The sequence below is a fragment of the Pseudomonas monachiensis genome (assembly GCF_047345015.1).
Taxonomy (GTDB): Bacteria; Pseudomonadota; Gammaproteobacteria; order Pseudomonadales; family Pseudomonadaceae; genus Aquipseudomonas; species Aquipseudomonas monachiensis.
The window spans coordinates 1,238,674-1,254,663 of sequence record NZ_CP178857.1 but is presented as its reverse complement, the minus strand read 5'-3'; the positions used below and the strand labels follow the sequence as shown (position 1 = coordinate 1,254,663).

General features: G+C 60.6%; 14 protein-coding genes and 1 tRNA gene. 10 read left to right on the top strand and 5 right to left on the bottom strand.

The features are described from left to right. Positions 1-69: 69 nt before the first annotated feature. The 3 genes from ACMDB8_RS05505 (at position 70) to ACMDB8_RS05495 (ending at position 4,368) form a co-directional block, all read left to right on the top strand. Positions 70-146, top strand: a tRNA-Met gene (locus ACMDB8_RS05505). A 278-nt stretch (positions 147-424) separates the two neighbouring features. Beyond that, positions 425-3,067: a bifunctional lysylphosphatidylglycerol flippase/synthetase MprF gene (mprF, locus tag ACMDB8_RS05500; protein WP_056720896.1), complete on the top strand. Its 2,643-nt coding sequence runs from the start codon at positions 425-427 to the stop codon at positions 3,065-3,067. Next, complete coding sequence (locus ACMDB8_RS05495) at positions 3,067-4,368, top strand: virulence factor family protein (protein ID WP_223542159.1); 1,302 nt, start codon at positions 3,067-3,069, stop codon at positions 4,366-4,368. Before mprF ends, ACMDB8_RS05495 begins: the two co-directional genes overlap by 1 nt. Positions 4,369-4,532: 164 nt before the next feature. Here the strand turns inward: ACMDB8_RS05495 and ACMDB8_RS05490 are convergent, their stop codons facing one another. Beyond that, positions 4,533-6,434, bottom strand: a complete 1,902-nt coding sequence (locus ACMDB8_RS05490; protein ID WP_056720900.1) for a potassium transporter Kup — start codon at positions 6,432-6,434, stop codon at positions 4,533-4,535. 293 nt (positions 6,435-6,727) lie between these two features. Here ACMDB8_RS05490 and rimO point away from each other — a divergent pair, with 293 nt between their 5' ends. From rimO to tsaA, 6 genes are all read left to right on the top strand, one after another. Then, entirely contained in the window at positions 6,728-8,065 is a 1,338-nt protein-coding gene (rimO, locus tag ACMDB8_RS05485) for a 30S ribosomal protein S12 methylthiotransferase RimO (protein ID WP_056720903.1), read from the top strand. 112 nt (positions 8,066-8,177) lie between these two features. Further along, entirely contained in the window at positions 8,178-8,651 is a 474-nt protein-coding gene (locus ACMDB8_RS05480; protein ID WP_409078234.1) for a GNAT family N-acetyltransferase, read from the top strand. A 155-nt stretch (positions 8,652-8,806) separates the two neighbouring features. After that, on the top strand, positions 8,807-9,517 hold the full coding sequence (locus tag ACMDB8_RS05475; RefSeq protein WP_056720907.1) for an rRNA pseudouridine synthase: 711 nt from the start codon (positions 8,807-8,809) through the stop codon (positions 9,515-9,517). 75 nt (positions 9,518-9,592) lie between these two features. After that, positions 9,593-10,063, top strand: a complete 471-nt coding sequence (locus ACMDB8_RS05470) for a DUF1456 family protein (RefSeq protein ID WP_046816549.1) — start codon at positions 9,593-9,595, stop codon at positions 10,061-10,063. 135 nt (positions 10,064-10,198) lie between these two features. Further along, positions 10,199-10,969, top strand: coding sequence for an SDR family oxidoreductase (locus ACMDB8_RS05465; protein WP_223542161.1), 771 nt, complete (start codon positions 10,199-10,201; stop codon positions 10,967-10,969). Positions 10,970-11,090: 121 nt separating this feature from the next. After that, positions 11,091-11,789, top strand: a complete 699-nt coding sequence (gene tsaA / locus ACMDB8_RS05460) for a tRNA (N6-threonylcarbamoyladenosine(37)-N6)-methyltransferase TrmO (protein WP_056720910.1) — start codon at positions 11,091-11,093, stop codon at positions 11,787-11,789. A 126-nt stretch (positions 11,790-11,915) separates the two neighbouring features. Here the strand turns inward: tsaA and fpr are convergent, their stop codons facing one another. Next, a complete protein-coding gene (gene fpr / locus ACMDB8_RS05455) occupies positions 11,916-12,695 on the bottom strand; it encodes a ferredoxin-NADP reductase (RefSeq protein WP_008054100.1) in 780 nt (259 codons plus the stop codon). Between the two features lie 122 nt (positions 12,696-12,817). Here fpr and ACMDB8_RS05450 point away from each other — a divergent pair, with 122 nt between their 5' ends. After that, on the top strand, positions 12,818-13,744 hold the full coding sequence (locus tag ACMDB8_RS05450) for a LysR family transcriptional regulator (protein WP_056720912.1): 927 nt from the start codon (positions 12,818-12,820) through the stop codon (positions 13,742-13,744). On the opposite strand, the gene ACMDB8_RS05445 is transcribed toward ACMDB8_RS05450, so the two are convergent. The 3 genes from ACMDB8_RS05445 to ACMDB8_RS05435 all read right to left on the bottom strand — a co-directional run bounded on the left by ACMDB8_RS05445 (position 13,741) and on the right by ACMDB8_RS05435 (position 15,806). Then, on the bottom strand, positions 13,741-14,103 hold the full coding sequence (locus ACMDB8_RS05445; protein WP_015093791.1) for a diacylglycerol kinase: 363 nt from the start codon (positions 14,101-14,103) through the stop codon (positions 13,741-13,743). The genes ACMDB8_RS05450 and ACMDB8_RS05445 overlap by 4 nt on opposite strands. Positions 14,104-14,178: 75 nt before the next feature. After that, entirely contained in the window at positions 14,179-14,829 is a 651-nt protein-coding gene (gene erdR, locus ACMDB8_RS05440) for a response regulator transcription factor ErdR (RefSeq protein WP_008054094.1), read from the bottom strand. A 218-nt stretch (positions 14,830-15,047) separates the two neighbouring features. Further along, positions 15,048-15,806 carry a tRNA-uridine aminocarboxypropyltransferase gene (locus ACMDB8_RS05435; RefSeq protein WP_056720913.1) on the bottom strand — a complete coding sequence of 253 codons (759 nt, stop codon included), beginning with the start codon at positions 15,804-15,806 and terminating at the stop codon, positions 15,048-15,050. Positions 15,807-15,990 lie beyond the last annotated feature (184 nt).

Genomic DNA, 15,990 nt, shown 5'->3' with positions numbered 1-15,990 from the left:
TTTATTTGACCTGCTTCAGGATTAACGGTTGACACCCCGGCGTATCTCTATAGAATGCCGCCACACAGACGCGGGATGGAGCAGTCTGGTAGCTCGTCGGGCTCATAACCCGAAGGTCGTCGGTTCAAATCCGGCTCCCGCAACCAAACATCAAAAAAGGCTACTCGAAAGAGTGGCCTTTTTTGTATCTGTTGAAAAAGTCCTTTCGCAACAATGACCTGTCACTGTGTAGCAAGCCGTTTTGGAAGCCCCCATGCGCCGGGTTCGAACTATGCTCTATCGCAGGCTGAAGCCTTCACGACTGATGACGCGCCGTCCCCGCTTCCGGTGATAGGCGTTAATATTTGTGATTATTTTTTTCTACAGGGATTGGTAACTTGGCTGGATACCTCCATCCTGTCGCGCACAATCCAAGAGGTGATTGATGCGCGCCAACTCGTCTGATTCACAAGACACTGTCACAGCGGAACAACCGATCAATGCCGAGCGCCTGCGCCTGCTTGATCGATTGAGCAAGTACCGTCAACCCATTGGCCTGGCGGTCACCCTGCTGCTGTTCGCGATCGCGCTGATTGCCTGTCGCCACCTGTTGAGCGAACTCGACCTTTACGCGCTGCACGATTCGATCCTCGATGTTCCAAAACCTGCCTTGATGGGCGCACTGGGCGCTACCGTGGCGGGCTTCATCATTCTGCTCGGCTACGAATGGTCGGCCAGCCGCTATGCCGGAGTGAGCCTGGCACCGCGTGAATTGGCGCTGGGTGGTTTCACGGCCTTTGCCATCGGCAACGCCATTGGTCTTTCAATGTTGTCTGGCGGTTCGGTTCGCTATCGCCTCTATGCCCGTCATGGCCTGGGAGCGGCTGAAGTCGCGCGCATGACGTTGTTCGCCAGCCTCTCGCTGGGTTGCGCCCTGCCACCCCTGGCCGCCCTGGCAACGCTCAGTGACCTGCCAGCCGCGTCCACCGCCCTGGGTCTCTCCGAGACGTTGCTGGGTGTGGTGGCGAGCGCCGTGCTCGTGCTGTTCTCGGTGCTGGCCATCGGTATCTACCGTCGTCGGCTGCCGGAACAGCCTTACCCTGACAACCTGCTGGTCAGGGTCGGACGCCGCACCTTGCGCCTGCCCGGGCGTCGCCTGACATTCCTGCAATTGATCATCACCGCCCTGGACGTCGCCGCCGCTGCCACGGTGCTCTATCTGCTGCTGCCGGAAACACCGCCCTTCGGTGCTTTCCTTCTGGTGTACCTGCTGGCCCTGGCCGCGGGCGTGCTCAGCCATGTGCCGGGCGGCGTCGGGGTGTTCGAGGCCATTTTGCTGGCGGCCTTTTCCGACACCCTGGGCGCTGCGCCACTGGCGGCTGCCCTGCTGCTCTATCGTTTGATCTATGTGGTCTTGCCCTTGCTGGTGGCCTGCCTGTTGTTGCTGATCAACGAAGGCCAGCGCCTGTTCCAGACACGCCAGACGTTGCGCGCGGCCTCGGGCCTGGCGGCTCCGATACTGGCGGTGCTGGTGTTCCTGTCCGGTGTTGTCCTGCTGTTCTCCGGCGCCACCCCGGAAATCGATACCCGCCTGGAACACATCGGTTTTCTGATCCCCCATCGACTGGTCGATGCCTCGCACTTCGGTGCCAGCCTGGTCGGTGTACTTTGCCTGTTGCTGGCCCAGGGGCTGCGTCGCCGGCTGTCGGCCGCGTGGATGCTGACCACCATTCTATTGCTGGTGGGTGCCCTGCTCTCGCTGCTCAAAGGCTTCGACTGGGAAGAAGCCAGCCTGATGGTGCTGACGGCGAGCCTGCTCGGGGTATTCCGCCGCTCGTTCTATCGCCCGAGCCGCCTGACCGAACTGCCCTTCTCGCCCTTGTATCTGGTGGCCAGCCTGTGCGTACTCGGTGCGTCGATGTGGCTGCTGCTGTTCGCCTACCAGGACGTTCCCTACAGCCACCAACTCTGGTGGCAGTTCACCCTGGACGCCGACGCCCCTCGCGGCCTGCGTTCGCTGCTCGGCGCCGCTGTGCTGCTGGTGGTGGTGTCCCTGACCTGGCTGCTGCGCACCGCGCGCCCGGTTATTCACCTGCCCACGCCCGACGAACTGGAGCGCGCCAGCAAGATCCTCATGGCATCGGCCCAACCGGATGGCGGCCTGGCCCTGACCGGTGACAAGGCGCTGCTGTTTCACCCCAATGACGAAGCCTTCCTGATGTACGCCCGTCGCGGCCGCAGCCTGGTGGCGCTGTATGACCCGATCGGCCCGGGCCAGCAACGGGCGGAAATGATCTGGCAGTTCCGCGACCTGTGCGACATCCACCACGCCCGTCCCGTGTTCTATCAAGTGCGTGCAGAGAACCTGCCGTACTACATGGACATCGGCCTGACCGCGATCAAGCTCGGCGAAGAAGCCCGGGTCGACCTCAAGCGTTTTGATCTCGAAGCCAAGGGCAAGGAGATGAAGGATCTGCGCTACACCTGGAACCGTGGCACCCGTGACGGCCTGTCCCTGGAAATCCATGAGCCGGGCCTGGCGCCGATGGAAGAACTCAAGGTGATTTCCGATGCCTGGCTGACCGGCAAGAACGTCCGCGAGAAAGGTTTTTCGCTGGGCCGCTTCAGCGATGACTACCTCAAGCATTTCCGCATCGCGGTGATTCGTTTCGAAGGGCGCCCGGTGGCGTTCGCCAACCTGCTCGAGACCTACGGCCATGACCTGGCCAGCCTCGACCTGATGCGTGCGCATCCGGATGCCCCGAAGCTGACCATGGAGTTCATGATGGTCGGCCTGATTCAACATTATAAAAACCATGGATACGCGCGTTTCAGCCTGGGCATGGTGCCGTTGTCGGGGTTGCAACCCCGTCGCGGCGCGCCATTGACCCAGCGCCTGGGCTCGATGGTATTCCGCCGTGGTGAGCAGCTGTACAACTTCCAGGGCTTGCGCCGCTTCAAAGACAAGTTCCAGCCTGATTGGGAACCCCGTTATATGGCCGTGCCCGCCGGACTCGATCCGCTGGTTGCGCTGGCCGACACTGCCGCCCTGATCGCGGGCGGCTTGACCGGATTGGTGAAACGCTGATGATTCAACGCTCCTTGCGGTATGTATTGGGCACGCTGGTGATAGTGACCCTGATTCTCGGAGGCGGTTTCTGGTACCTGAAACGCCCGGCACCGGAACCGACCCTCCAATTGCTGACCCCGGCCGATGGTGCGGTGATGACCCGTGTCATCCCCGGCACCACGCCACGCGCCCAGGTGCTGGTGGCGGTCAACGAAGACCAGAAACTCAGCGACAAGCAATTGATGACCCTGAGCCGCAGCGGTTCGGCGCAAATTGTCCAGGTGATCCTGCCCAAGGATTGCCTGCTGCAAAGCCGTGCCCTGCAATCGGGGCTGCGGGAACTCAAAGGCCCGGCGACCCTGGTCAGCGGCATCGGCCCTGGCGCCGTGCTGGCCTGGCGCTGGTTGTCCGAGCAAAAGGACGACAAGGCCCAGGCCGTCTCGGTCGACCTGGCCCTGGAAAAGGGTGGCTGCACGCACCTGTTGCCCAAAAGCGCCGCCCACGGCCACTGGCTGGCGGCGTGGAACGACAACCCGGACGACACCAGCGCCGGCTTTGTGCGTGATCAACCGAACGCCGAAACCAGCATCAGCGACTACGACATCAACCTGCCGCAGGTGCTGAACAACGAACTGCGCAAGATCCTCGTCGGCGGCGACAAAGCCGCTGGCGGCCTGCAGATCCCGGTGGTCGAAGTGCCAGCAGGCCAGGCCAGGGACACCGTGACCCTGTTCCTGTCCGGTGACGGTGGCTGGCGCGACCTCGACCGCGACGTGGCGGGCGAGATGGCCAAGATCGGCTACCCGGTGGTCGGCATCGACACCCTGCGCTACTACTGGCAGCACAAGAGCCCGGAGCAAAGCGCGCTGGACCTGGCTGAACTGATGCAACACTACCGGCAGAAATGGGGCACCAAACGCTTCATCCTGACCGGTTACTCGTTCGGTGCCGACGTACTGCCGGCGATCTACAACCGCCTGGCCGAATCGGAACAGCAACGCGTCGACGCAATTATCCTGCTGGCCTTCGCCCGTACCGGCAGCTTCGAGATCGAAGTCGAAGGCTGGCTCGGCAACGCCGGCAAGGAAGCCGCCACCGGCCCGGAAATGGCCAAGCTGCCAGCCGCCAAAGTAGTGTGCATCTACGGTGAGGAAGAAACCGACGAGAGTGGCTGCACCGACAAGACGGCGGTGGGCGAAGCCATCAAACTGCCTGGCGGTCATCACTTCGACGAGAACTATCCGGCGCTGGCCAAGCGCCTGGTGGATGTGATTGAGAAGCGGCAGGTGAAGGAAGCCGAAACGACCGCTCAGGAGTGATCTGATAGAGCCTCCCAAAAAGATCGCAGCCTTCGGCAGCTCCTACAGGGTGTACACATTCCAATGTAGGAGCTGCCGAAGGCTGCGATCTTTTGAACTTACTCTTGCCCTAGAACACAAAAGCCCCCGCTGCCGCAATGGCAACGGGGGCTTTTTGATGAGGCTTACATTTCCACCTGCGTCCCCAACTCAATCACCCGGTTCAGCGGCAGATTGAAGAAACGCAAATTGCCGTTGGCGTTCTGCAACATAAAGGCGAACAGCGCCTCACGCCAGCGCGACATGCCTTCGAGCTTGGAGGCGATGACCGTTTCGCGGCTGAGGAAGTAGGTGGTGCGCATCGGGCTGAAGTCCAGCTCATCGAGGTGGCACAGTTTCAGCGCTTTCGGTACGTCCGGTTCGTCGGTAAAGCCGAAGTGCAGGATCACCCGGAAGAAACCTTCGCCATAGGCATCGACCTCGAACCGTCGTGTTGGCGGCACCCGCGGGATGTCTTCGTACACCACCGTCAGCAGCACCACTTGCTCGTGTAGCACCTGGTTATGCAGCAGGTTGTGCAACAGCGCGTGGGGCACGGCATCCGGGCGTGCCGTCAGGAACACGGCGGTGCCCTGAACACGATGGGGAGGCTGTACGGCAATGCTGCTGATGAAGATCGGCAGCGGCAAGCCACCCTCATCGATACGCTCGACCAGCAACTGCTTGCCGCGTTTCCAGGTGGTCATCAGCACAAACAGCGCGAAACCGGCGATGACCGGGAATGCACCGCCCTGAACGATTTTCGGCACGTTGGCGGCGAAGTACACACCGTCTACCAACAGGAAACCCAGCAGGACCGGCACCACCAGCACCGGAGGCCACTTCCACAGCAGCAGGATCACCGCGGATACCAGAATGCTGGTCATCAGCATGGTCCCGGTCACCGCCACGCCGTAGGCCGAGGCCAGGGCGCCGGAGGATTCGAAACCCAGCACCAACAACACCACGCCGACCATCAACGCCCAGTTCACCGCACCGATGTAGATCTGGCCCTGTTCGGCGCTGGAGGTGTGCTGGATGTGCATGCGCGGGATGTAACCAAGCTGGATCGCCTGGCGGGTCAGGGAGAACGCACCGGAAATCACTGCTTGCGAGGCAATCACCGTGGCCATGGTCGACAGCCCGACCAGCGGGATCAATGCCCAGCTCGGTGCCAGCAGGTAGAAGGGGTTACGGGCAGCTTCCGGGTCGCCCAGCAGCAAGGCCCCTTGACCAAAATAGTTCAACACCAGCGCCGGCAGCACGAGGATGAACCAGGCACGAGCGATTGGCTTGCGGCCGAAGTGGCCCATGTCCGCGTACAGCGCTTCGGCACCGGTCAATGCCAGCACCACGGCACCGAGAATCGACACCCCCATGCCCGGATGGACCATGAAGAAACGTACGCCCCACACCGGGTTCATCGCCTGCAGGACTTCCGGATGCTGGCTGATGCCATAGACGCCCAGTGCGCCCAGTACGAGGAACCAGGTCACCATGATCGGCCCGAACAGAATGCCGATGCGCGCCGTACCATGGCTCTGGATCAGGAACAGCGCCACCAGCACCACCAGTGAGATAGGCACCACCCAATGGTCGATCCCGTCGAACGCCAACCCCAGGCCTTCAATCGCCGACAGTACGGAGATCGCCGGGGTGATCATGCTGTCGCCATAGAACAACGCCGCGCCGATCAGCCCGCAGACCACCAGCAACGTACGCAATTTGGCGTGCCCCGCCGCCGCCCGCCGGGCCAGTGCGGTCAAGGCCATGATGCCGCCTTCGCCCTGGTTGTCGGCGCGCAGCACGAACATCATGTACTTGATCGACACGACCCAGATCAGCGACCAGAAGATCAGTGCCAGAATCCCCAGCACCCCGTCATGGTTGACCGGTACGCCGTAGCCTCCGGAAAACACTTCCTTGAGGGTGTACAACGGACTGGTGCCGATATCGCCATAAACCACCCCGACTGCCGCGACCAGCATGCCGATCGGCTTGACCGCCGAATGCTCGGCACCCGCAGCCTGACTACTTGCCTGACCCATCCACCACTCCTACTTCTCAGACCCTGGCCTCTTTGAAAGAAGCACTATGCTTTGTCGTGCAGCATGCGCTGTTTTACTTCACGTTACAGACGTTTTGTTGACAGTAAAAAATCAGTAAAGCGTAACGGCGCGAAGCATAGCGCAGCACTCGTCGTATTTCCCTGCATAAAGCTGGTCAAGTGAGCGACTCATCGCTAGAATTGCGCACTTTTTGATCAGAGGCGCAGTTCAAGCGCCCGTCCGTCGGTTTTGCCCTATGCGGCAAACGACGTCACAAAATACCGAGGTTAGACATGTCCACCACTCCTGCGCCGGCCAATCCAAAGGTTGGCTTCGTATCCCTGGGTTGCCCAAAAGCACTGGTCGACTCCGAGCGCATCCTGACCCAGCTGCGCATGGAAGGCTATGACGTGGTGTCCACCTACCAGGACGCCGACGTCGTGGTCGTCAACACTTGCGGCTTCATCGATTCGGCCAAGGCCGAGTCCCTGGAAGTGATCGGCGAAGCCATCAAGGAAAACGGCAAGGTCATCGTGACCGGCTGCATGGGCGTCGAAGAAGGCAACATTCGCAACGTACACCCGAGCGTGCTGGCCGTGACCGGTCCGCAGCAGTACGAGCAAGTGGTCAACGCCGTGCACGATGTCGTGCCGCCACGCCAGGACCACAACCCGCTGATCGACCTGGTGCCACCACAAGGCATCAAGCTGACCCCGCGCCACTACGCCTACCTGAAGATTTCCGAAGGCTGCAACCACAGCTGCAGCTTCTGCATCATCCCGTCGATGCGCGGCAAACTGGTCAGCCGTCCGGTGGGCGACGTACTCGACGAGGCCCAGCGCCTGGTCAAGTCCGGCGTCAAAGAGCTGTTGGTGATTTCCCAGGACACCAGCGCCTACGGCGTCGACGTGAAATACCGCACCGGTTTCTGGAACGGCGCTCCGGTGAAAACCCGCATGACCGAACTCTGCGAAGCCCTGAGCACCCTCGGCGTCTGGGTTCGCCTGCACTACGTTTACCCGTACCCGCACGTTGACGAGCTGATCCCGCTGATGGCCGCCGGCAAGATCCTGCCGTACCTGGACATCCCGTTCCAGCACGCCAGCCCGAAAGTGCTGAAGTCGATGAAACGCCCGGCCTTCGAAGACAAGACCCTGGCGCGGATCAAGAACTGGCGCGAAATCTGCCCGGACCTGATCATCCGTTCGACCTTCATCGTCGGCTTCCCGGGCGAAACCGAAGAAGACTTCCAGTACCTGCTGAACTGGCTGACCGAAGCCCAGCTCGACCGCGTCGGCTGCTTCCAGTACTCGCCGGTAGAAGGCGCACCGGCCAATGACCTGGACCTGGAAGTCGTGCCGGACGACATCAAGCAGGACCGTTGGGAGCGCTTCATGGCGCACCAGCAGGCCATCAGCTCGGCGCGCCTGCAAATGCGCATCGGCCGCGAGATCGAAGTGCTGGTCGATGAAGTCGACGAGCAAGGCGCGGTGGGCCGCTGCTTCTTCGATGCCCCGGAAATCGACGGCAACGTATTCATCGACAACGGCAGCAACCTCAAGCCGGGCGACAAGGTCTGGTGCAAAGTGACCGACGCCGACGAATACGATCTGTGGGCTGAACAGATCTAAACGCAAAAAATACGCAAAGCCCCGCTCTCTTGACGAGATGCGGGGCTTTTTTACGGCTATTGTTTGAGGTTGAAAGGATTCCTATCAACCACTGCACAAGAGGCAGACGGGCATGCGTCAGCATTCAGTCATCCACACGCCAAAACTCGGCGACTACGAAGAATTGACCCGGGTCTGGGAGGCCTCGGTACGCGCCACCCACGACTTTCTGCCGGACAGCTACATCGAACTGCTGAAGAACCTGGTGCTGACCCGCTACCTCGACTCGGTGATGCTGATCTGCACCAAGGATTCGAACCAGCGCATCACCGGGTTCGCCGGCGTCGCGGCCGGCAAGATCGAAATGCTCTTCATCGACCCTGACCATCGCGGCCAGGGCCTGGGCAAGAAACTGTTGCGCTATGCCCTGGAACACCTGAACGCCGACGAACTGGACGTCAACGAGCAGAACCCCCAGGCCCTCGGCTTCTACTTCAAGCAGGGCTTCGAGGTCATCGGTCGCTCGGAGGTCGATGGCATGGGGCAGCCGTATCCGTTGTTGCACATGCGTATGCGTCAGGATCAACAAAATTCACACCATGGCTGACACAACACCGATACCCGTGTAGGAGCTGCCGAAGGCTGCGATCTTTGCTTTTAAGATCAAAAGATCGCAGCCTTCGGCAGCTCCTACAAATGGAACCGGGATTAACCGGCGCCAGGCAGGTACAATGCCCACCCCCTTTTTGTTACGGCCATGACATGACTGACCCGATTCGTCTCTCCAAACGCCTCATCGAACTCGTCGGCTGTTCCCGTCGGGAGGCTGAGCTGTTCATCGAGGGCGGCTGGGTCACCGTCGACGGTGTGGTCATCGACGAGCCGCAATTCAAGGTCGACACCCAGAAAGTCGAGCTTGATCCAGAAGCCAAGGCCACCGCGCCGGAACCGGTGACCCTGCTGCTCAACGTGCCCGCCGGCATGGACACAGACACTGCCATGGCCACCCTCGGCGCCGAGACCCTGAGCGAAGAGCACCGCTACGGCAAGCGCCCGTTGCGCGGGCACTTCCTGCGCCTGACCGCCAGCACCGACCTGCAGGCCAACGCCAGCGGCCTGCTGGTGTTCACCCAAGACTGGAAAATCCTGCGCAAACTCACCGCTGACTCCAGCAAGATCGAGCAAGAGTATGTGGTCGAGGTCGAAGGCGAGATGGTGGCCCACGGCCTGAACCGCCTGAACCACGGCCTGACCTACAAGGGCAAGGAGTTGCCGGCGGTCAAGGCCAGCTGGCAGAACGAGAACCGCCTGCGCTTTGCCATGAAGAACCCGCAGCCGGGCATCATCGCCCTGCTTTGCCAGGCAGTCGGCCTCAAGGTCGTCGCCATCCGTCGCATTCGCATCGGCGGCGTGTCCATCGGCAAAGTGCCTGTGGGGCAATGGCGCTACCTGTCCGGCAAAGAGAAGTTCTAAGGCTTTTCTCGCCGCCACACATTTCGGCGCCGCGCCTGGCCGCGACGCCCACAGCCGAATATCAGGACTGCACACATGATTCATAACGACGTACTGCGCAGCGTGCGCTACATGCTCGACATCAGCGACAAGAAAGTCATCGAGATCATCAAGCTCGGCGGCATGGACGTGACCCTGCCAGACCTGCTGACCTACCTCGACAAAAAAGAGGAAGACGAGGAAGGCTTCGTACGTTGCCCGGACGAAGTCATGGCGCATTTCCTCGATGGCCTGGTGATCTTCAAGCGTGGCAAGGACGAAAGCCGTCCGCCTCAGCCGATCGAAGTGCCGGTGACCAACAACATCATCCTGAAAAAGCTGCGGGTGGCGTTCGAACTCAAAGAAGACGACATGCACGCAATCCTCAAGGCCGCCGAATTCCCGGTGTCCAAGCCAGAGTTGAGCGCACTGTTCCGCAAGTTCGGCCACACCAACTATCGCCCGTGTGGCGACCAGCTGCTGCGCAATTTCCTCAAGGGCCTGACCCTGCGCGTTCGCCCGCAGTAAACGCCCGCCGGCCTTGAACTGCACGCATGCAGTTCAAGGCCGGGCCATATGGCCCCTCATTCCGCGTAAAAATAGTGGCTCCGCTTCTGGCGGCTGACGACTAGGGTATTAAGACCTCAGTTCTCAGGATTCGCCATGCATCCCTACTTTTCCCTGCAAGGCCGCACCGCCCTGGTGACCGGCGGCACCCGTGGTATCGGCAAGATGATCGCCAAGGCCTACGTCGAGGCCGGCGCCACCGTGTACGTCTGCGCCCGCGACGTCGAAGCCTGCCAGCAAACCGCTGACGAACTCGGTGCACTTGGCCGCTGCCGCGCCATCGCGGCCAACCTCGCCACCGAAGAGGGCGTCCTTCAACTGGCCACGCGCCTGGGCGAGCAGATCACCCATCTGGACATTCTGGTGAACAATGCCGGCACCACCTGGGGCGCACCACTGGAGAGCTACCCGATCAAGGGCTGGGAGAAGGTCATGCAGCTCAACGTGACCTCGGTGTTCAACTGCATCCAGCAGTTCCTGCCCCTGCTGCGCAAGGCCGGTTCCGAAGCGAATCCGGCGCGGATCATTAACATCGGGTCGGTGGCGGGGATTTCCTCCTTCGGCGAGCAGGCGTATGCCTACGGGCCGAGCAAGGCCGCGTTGCACCAACTGTCGAGGATTCTGGCGCGCGAACTGGTGAGCCAGCACATCAACGTCAACGTGATCGCCCCGGGGCGCTTTCCGAGCAAGATGACCCGGCACATTGGCAATGATGAACAGGCGCTGGCGCAGGATACTGCCCTGATTCCAATGAAGCGCTGGGGGCGCGAGGAAGAGATGGCGGCGCTGGCGATCAGTCTGGCGAGCACCGCTGGGGCCTACATGACCGGAAATATCATTCCGCTGGATGGCGGGTTCAGCCTTTAAAAGATCGCAGCCTGCGGCAGCTCCTACGCCGTACGAATTCCTCTGTAGGAGCTGCCGAAGGCTGCGATCTTTTGATCTTTACGGCATCATGCCCTACCTGATTCCGCCTCGATCCCAAACCATGACCTACAGCGTTTCCCCCATCGGCTTCGTGCGCTCCTGCTTCAAGGAGAAGTTCGCCATTCCGCGCCAGCCGCAACTGGCCCCGGCCGCCCGTGGGGTGCTTGAACTGGTGGCGCCGTTCGATCAAGGGGACGCGGTGCAGGGCCTGGAGCAGGTCAGCCACGTGTGGCTGCTGTTCCTGTTCCACCAGGCCCTGGAGGAAAAGCCTCGCCTGAAGGTTCGCCCTCCTCGCCTCGGCGGTAACAAGTCCATGGGCGTGTTCGCCACCCGTGCCACCCACCGCCCCAATGGCATCGGGCAGTCGGTGGTGAAACTGGACAAGGTCGAAGCCGGTCGGCTGTGGATCTCGGGCATCGATCTGCTGGACGGCACGCCGATTCTCGACATCAAACCCTACGTGCCCTACGCCGACATCATCGACACCGCCGCCAACAGCATCGCCAGCGCTGCGCCGCAACTGATTCCCGTGCAGTGGACGGACACAGCGCTGCAACAGGCCCAGGAGCATGCCCAGCGCCTTGCAGAGCCCTTGGTCGAGTTGATCGAGCAATGCCTGGCGCAAGATCCGCGCCCGGCCTATCAGACGCCTGCACCCGAGCGGGAATACGGCGCGCAGTTCTGGGATGTCGATGTGCGTTGGCACTACCCGACACCGGAGCTGATCCGCGTCCTGGAAGTCATTCCTGCAATAAGCTGAACAACAGAAACAACTGTGGGAGCGAGCCTGTTCGCGAAGGGGTAACAGTCGACATTGACGTCGACTGACACACCGCTATCGCGAGCAGGCTCGCTCCCACAGGTAAAACAAAGCTGTTACTGGTGCTTACTTCTCGACGAATGCACGCTCGATCAGGTAATCACCCGGCTCGCGCATCCGCGGCGAAACTTTCAGGCCGAAGCTGTTCAGCACTTCGCTGGTCTCGTCGAGCATGCTCGGGCTGCCGCACAGCATGGCGCGGTCGTCCTGCGGGTTGATCGGTGGCAGACCGATGTCGCTGAACAGCTTGCCGCTGCGCATCAGGTCGGTCAGGCGACCTTCGTTCTCGAACGGCTCACGGGTCACGGTCGGGTAGTAGATCAACTTGTCACGCAGCGCGTCGCCGAAGAACTCGTTCTGCGGCAGGTGCTCGGTGATGAACTCGCGGTAAGCGACTTCGTTGACGTAACGCACGCCGTGGCACAGGATCACTTTTTCGAAACGCTCGTAGGTTTCCGGGTCCTGGATAACGCTCATGAACGGCGCCAGGCCGGTACCGGTGCTGAGCAGGTACAAATGTTTGCCAGGCTTCAAGTCATCCAGTACCAGCGTGCCGGTAGGCTTCTTGCTGATGATGATCTCGTCGCCTTCCTTCAGATGCTGCAACTGCGAAGTCAGCGGACCATCAGGCACCTTGATGCTGAAGAACTCGAGATGCTCTTCCCAGTTCGGGCTGGCAATCGAGTAAGCGCGCATAAGCGGGCGGCCGTTGGGCTGTTGCAGGCCGATCATCACGAACTGACCGTTCTCGAAGCGCAGGCCCGGATCACGGGTGCACTTGAAGCTGAACAGAGTGTCGTTCCAGTGGTGAACACTGAGGACACGCTCGTGGTTCATGTTGCTCATGTACGTGGGACTCCTGGAGATTTTGCCTGCGCCAGTGATATGCGCAATTGCATCGCATTCTAAAGGCAGAGACAATATCTGTTAAATGGATTATTAAGATAAGGGTTATCGGTTATATCGATATGCGATTTACTCTCCGTCAACTTCAAGTATTCGTCGCCGTCGCCCAGCAGGAAAGTGTGTCCCGTGCCGCGGGCCTGCTCAACCTCTCGCAATCGGCGGCGAGCACCTCGATCACCGAACTGGAGCGCCAGTGCAGCTGCCAGTTGTTCGACCGCGCCGGCAAACGGTTGAGCCTCAACGCCCTCGGAAAACAACTGTTGCCGCAAGCGGTGGCGCTGCTGGACCAGGCCAAGGAAATCGAAGACCTGCTCAATGGCAAGTCCGGTTTCGGCTCTCTGGCGGTGGGCGCGACCCTGACCATCGGCAATTACCTGGCCACATTGTTGATCGGCAGCTTCATGCAACGCCACCCGGAAAGCCAGGTGAAACTGCATGTGCAGAACACTGCCAATATCGTGCAACAAGTGGCCCACTATGAAATTGATCTGGGTCTAATCGAAGGCGACTGCAGTCACCCGGACATCGAAGTACAAAGCTGGGTCGAGGACGAACTGGTGGTGTTCTGCGCCCCCCAGCATCCCTTGGCCAAGCGTGGCACGGCCACCATGGACGAGTTGAGCCACGAAGCCTGGATCTTGCGCGAACAGGGCTCGGGCACGCGGTTGACCTTCGATCAAGCCATGCGCCATCACCGCACTTCGTTAAACATTCGCCTCGAGCTTGAGCACACCGAAGCGATCAAGCGCGCAGTGGAATCAGGTTTGGGGATTGGCTGCATTTCCAGGCTGGCTTTGCGCGACGCATTCCGCCGCGGCAGCCTGGTGCCTGTCGAGACGCCGGATCTGGATCTGGCGCGACAGTTTTATTTCATCTGGCATAAACAGAAGTATCAGACCTCGGCGATGCGCGAGTTCCTCGAACTGTGCCGCGCCTTCACCGCCGGGGTCCAGCGCAGCGACGAGATCGTGCTGCCGACGATCGCTTAAAGCAGAATCACCGCCCACACCAGGGCAATCATGCTCAACGCCACGAACTGGGCGGCACTGCCCATGTCCTTGGCATTCTTGGACAGCGGGTGCCGTTCAAGGGAAATGCGGTCGATGGCCGCTTCCACCGCCGAGTTGAGCAACTCGACGATCAACGCCAACAGGCATACCGCGATCAACAACGCCTGTTCGACCCGGCTGACATTCAGGAAGAACGACAAAGGGATCAGGATGACGTTGAGCAACACCAATTGCCGAAAGGCGGCTTCACCGGTGAAGGCTGCGCGCAGGCCGTCCAGCGAATAACCGGAAGCATTGAGAATACGTTTCAGACCGGTCTGGCCTTTGAAAGGTGACATAGAGTGGGCAACTGGCAAAAAAGAAGTGGGAAAGCTAGTTCAACCAAAGTCAAAAAAGCGTGAATTTGCCAGCCTTTAATGGCTGGAAATTGACTCAAGTTGTTGCAAGAGCAGCGCGGCCTGAGTCCGGGTCCGTACATTCAGTTTACGGAAAATCGCGGTCACGTGCGCCTTGATAGTCGCCTCGGAAACGCTCAGCTCGTAGGCGATCTGCTTGTTCAGCAGGCCTTCGCAGACCATGGTCAACACGCGAAATTGTTGCGGGGTGAGGCTGGCAAGACCTTCGCTGGCCGCCTTGGCCTCATCCGAGACGCTGACCGCTTCAAATGCCTGCGGCGGCCAGAACACGTCGCCATCGAGAACGGCGCGCACGGCTTTCTGGATCACACTCAAGTCACTGGATTTGGGAATGAAGCCACTGGCGCCGAACTCGCGAGACTTGACCATGATGGTTGGCTCTTCCTGGGCCGAGACCATGACCACCGGAATCTGCGGGTACTGCCCGCGCAGCAGGACCAGCCCGGAAAAACCGTAGGCCCCCGGCATGTTCAGGTCCAGCAGTACCAGATCCCAGTCGGACTTTTCCGTCAGGCGCACTTCCAGTTCGGCGATGCTCGCCACTTCCACCAGACGCACGTCCGGGCCGAGGCCCAGGGTCAGCGCTTGATGCAAGGCACTACGAAAAAGTGGGTGGTCATCGGCAATCAGGATTTCGTATGTGGCCATTTTTCAAATGATCCTGTTTTTCATGGGACGCCCGATGCATTCGGACCTCGCCAAAGCAAGTCAAGACACAGCCACGCAGCTGCACTGACAAGGCACGCTCAACGCAAAAAACGGCGTCGAAAATTCCGGCAGCACCCTAATCGGCGCCAAGCATGCCCAGCGAAGCCGGGGTGGTCAAGCAGCATGGCCGGTACACTTTATTGCAGTATGCGCGACAATCAGTCCATCAATGGGGTGACCGACCGGACATAGGGCATCAACTCGGCGTGCGCCGGGGTCGAAACGTTCATGTCCAACTGGTGTTTGGCGTCGAGGTAATGCTGGCTGAACACATCGAAGTAGGCGTCCAGCGCCGATGCCGCGGCGATATCGCCTGCGAGGTCGAGGCACAGCGCCGCCACTTCCGCCGTGCACAGATGTTCGCTGCGGGTCGAGCGGCGCAACCGGTAGCGGGAGAGTTTCTCCGGCAGAAGGCTGAGGATCGGCAATCGATCGAAATAGGGGCTCTTGCGAAAGATCTTCCGCGCTTCGGTCCAGGTCGCATCCAACAGAATGAACAACGGGCGCTTCGTGCCATCGACGTCCACAGTGTTTGTCACGCGTTCAGGTTCGACGTACTCCCCCGGAAACACCAGGTAAGGCTGCCATTGCGGGTCGGACAACAGCGCCAGCAACTTCGGATCGGTCTCGGTACGGGACCAGATGAAGGCATGGTTGTCAGGCACCACGTCGGCGATCAGCCAACCGGTGTTGCTCGGTTTGAACACTTCCTTATTGGTCATGATCAGGCACACGCCGGAACGGGTAGCGACCTGCGGACGCCATGCGCACAGGCAGTGGCTCTCGATCACCCGGCAGTCACGGCAGCGCGTCGCGCGCCAGCCGCGGGCCTGAATCGGCTTGATGCCCTCCTCCTCACGCTGATCGCGCAAGCGGGCTACGGCATTCAAGGCAAAGCGCGCGGGGGTATGACTCATGGCGGGCAACGCCCACACAGAAGGGAAATCGACACGAAAAACACTCGACAGGGTAAAAAGTGCCAGCAGTTTACCAGAGCGCCCGGCGCAAGCCTGTACCGTCCAGCCCGCCTCCCCTATAATTCGCCGCCACTGAACGCACAGTCACGTGACGGGTCCAACCCGCATCACTGAACCAGGAGAG

Bases quoted from the DNA above. Each gene is read 5' to 3' on its own strand.
- tsaA (WP_056720910.1), top strand. From the start codon at position 11,091: ATGACCTACAGCGTTTCCCCCATCGGCTTCGTGCGCTCCTGCTTCAAG.
- ACMDB8_RS05445 (WP_015093791.1), bottom strand. From the start codon at position 14,103: ATGTCACCTTTCAAAGGCCAGACCGGTCTGAAACGTATTCTCAATGCT.
- ACMDB8_RS05465 (WP_223542161.1), top strand. From the start codon at position 10,199: ATGCATCCCTACTTTTCCCTGCAAGGCCGCACCGCCCTGGTGACCGGC.
- ACMDB8_RS05475 (WP_056720907.1), top strand. From the start codon at position 8,807: ATGACTGACCCGATTCGTCTCTCCAAACGCCTCATCGAACTCGTCGGC.
- ACMDB8_RS05470 (WP_046816549.1), top strand. From the start codon at position 9,593: ATGATTCATAACGACGTACTGCGCAGCGTGCGCTACATGCTCGACATC.
- fpr (WP_008054100.1), bottom strand. From the start codon at position 12,695: ATGAGCAACATGAACCACGAGCGTGTCCTCAGTGTTCACCACTGGAAC.
- mprF (WP_056720896.1), top strand. From the start codon at position 425: ATGCGCGCCAACTCGTCTGATTCACAAGACACTGTCACAGCGGAACAA.
- erdR (WP_008054094.1), bottom strand. From the start codon at position 14,829: ATGGCCACATACGAAATCCTGATTGCCGATGACCACCCACTTTTTCGT.
- ACMDB8_RS05480 (WP_409078234.1), top strand. From the start codon at position 8,178: ATGCGTCAGCATTCAGTCATCCACACGCCAAAACTCGGCGACTACGAA.
- ACMDB8_RS05450 (WP_056720912.1), top strand. From the start codon at position 12,818: ATGCGATTTACTCTCCGTCAACTTCAAGTATTCGTCGCCGTCGCCCAG.
- ACMDB8_RS05495 (WP_223542159.1), top strand. From the start codon at position 3,067: ATGATTCAACGCTCCTTGCGGTATGTATTGGGCACGCTGGTGATAGTG.
- rimO (WP_056720903.1), top strand. From the start codon at position 6,728: ATGTCCACCACTCCTGCGCCGGCCAATCCAAAGGTTGGCTTCGTATCC.
- ACMDB8_RS05435 (WP_056720913.1), bottom strand. From the start codon at position 15,806: ATGAGTCATACCCCCGCGCGCTTTGCCTTGAATGCCGTAGCCCGCTTG.
- ACMDB8_RS05490 (WP_056720900.1), bottom strand. From the start codon at position 6,434: ATGGGTCAGGCAAGTAGTCAGGCTGCGGGTGCCGAGCATTCGGCGGTC.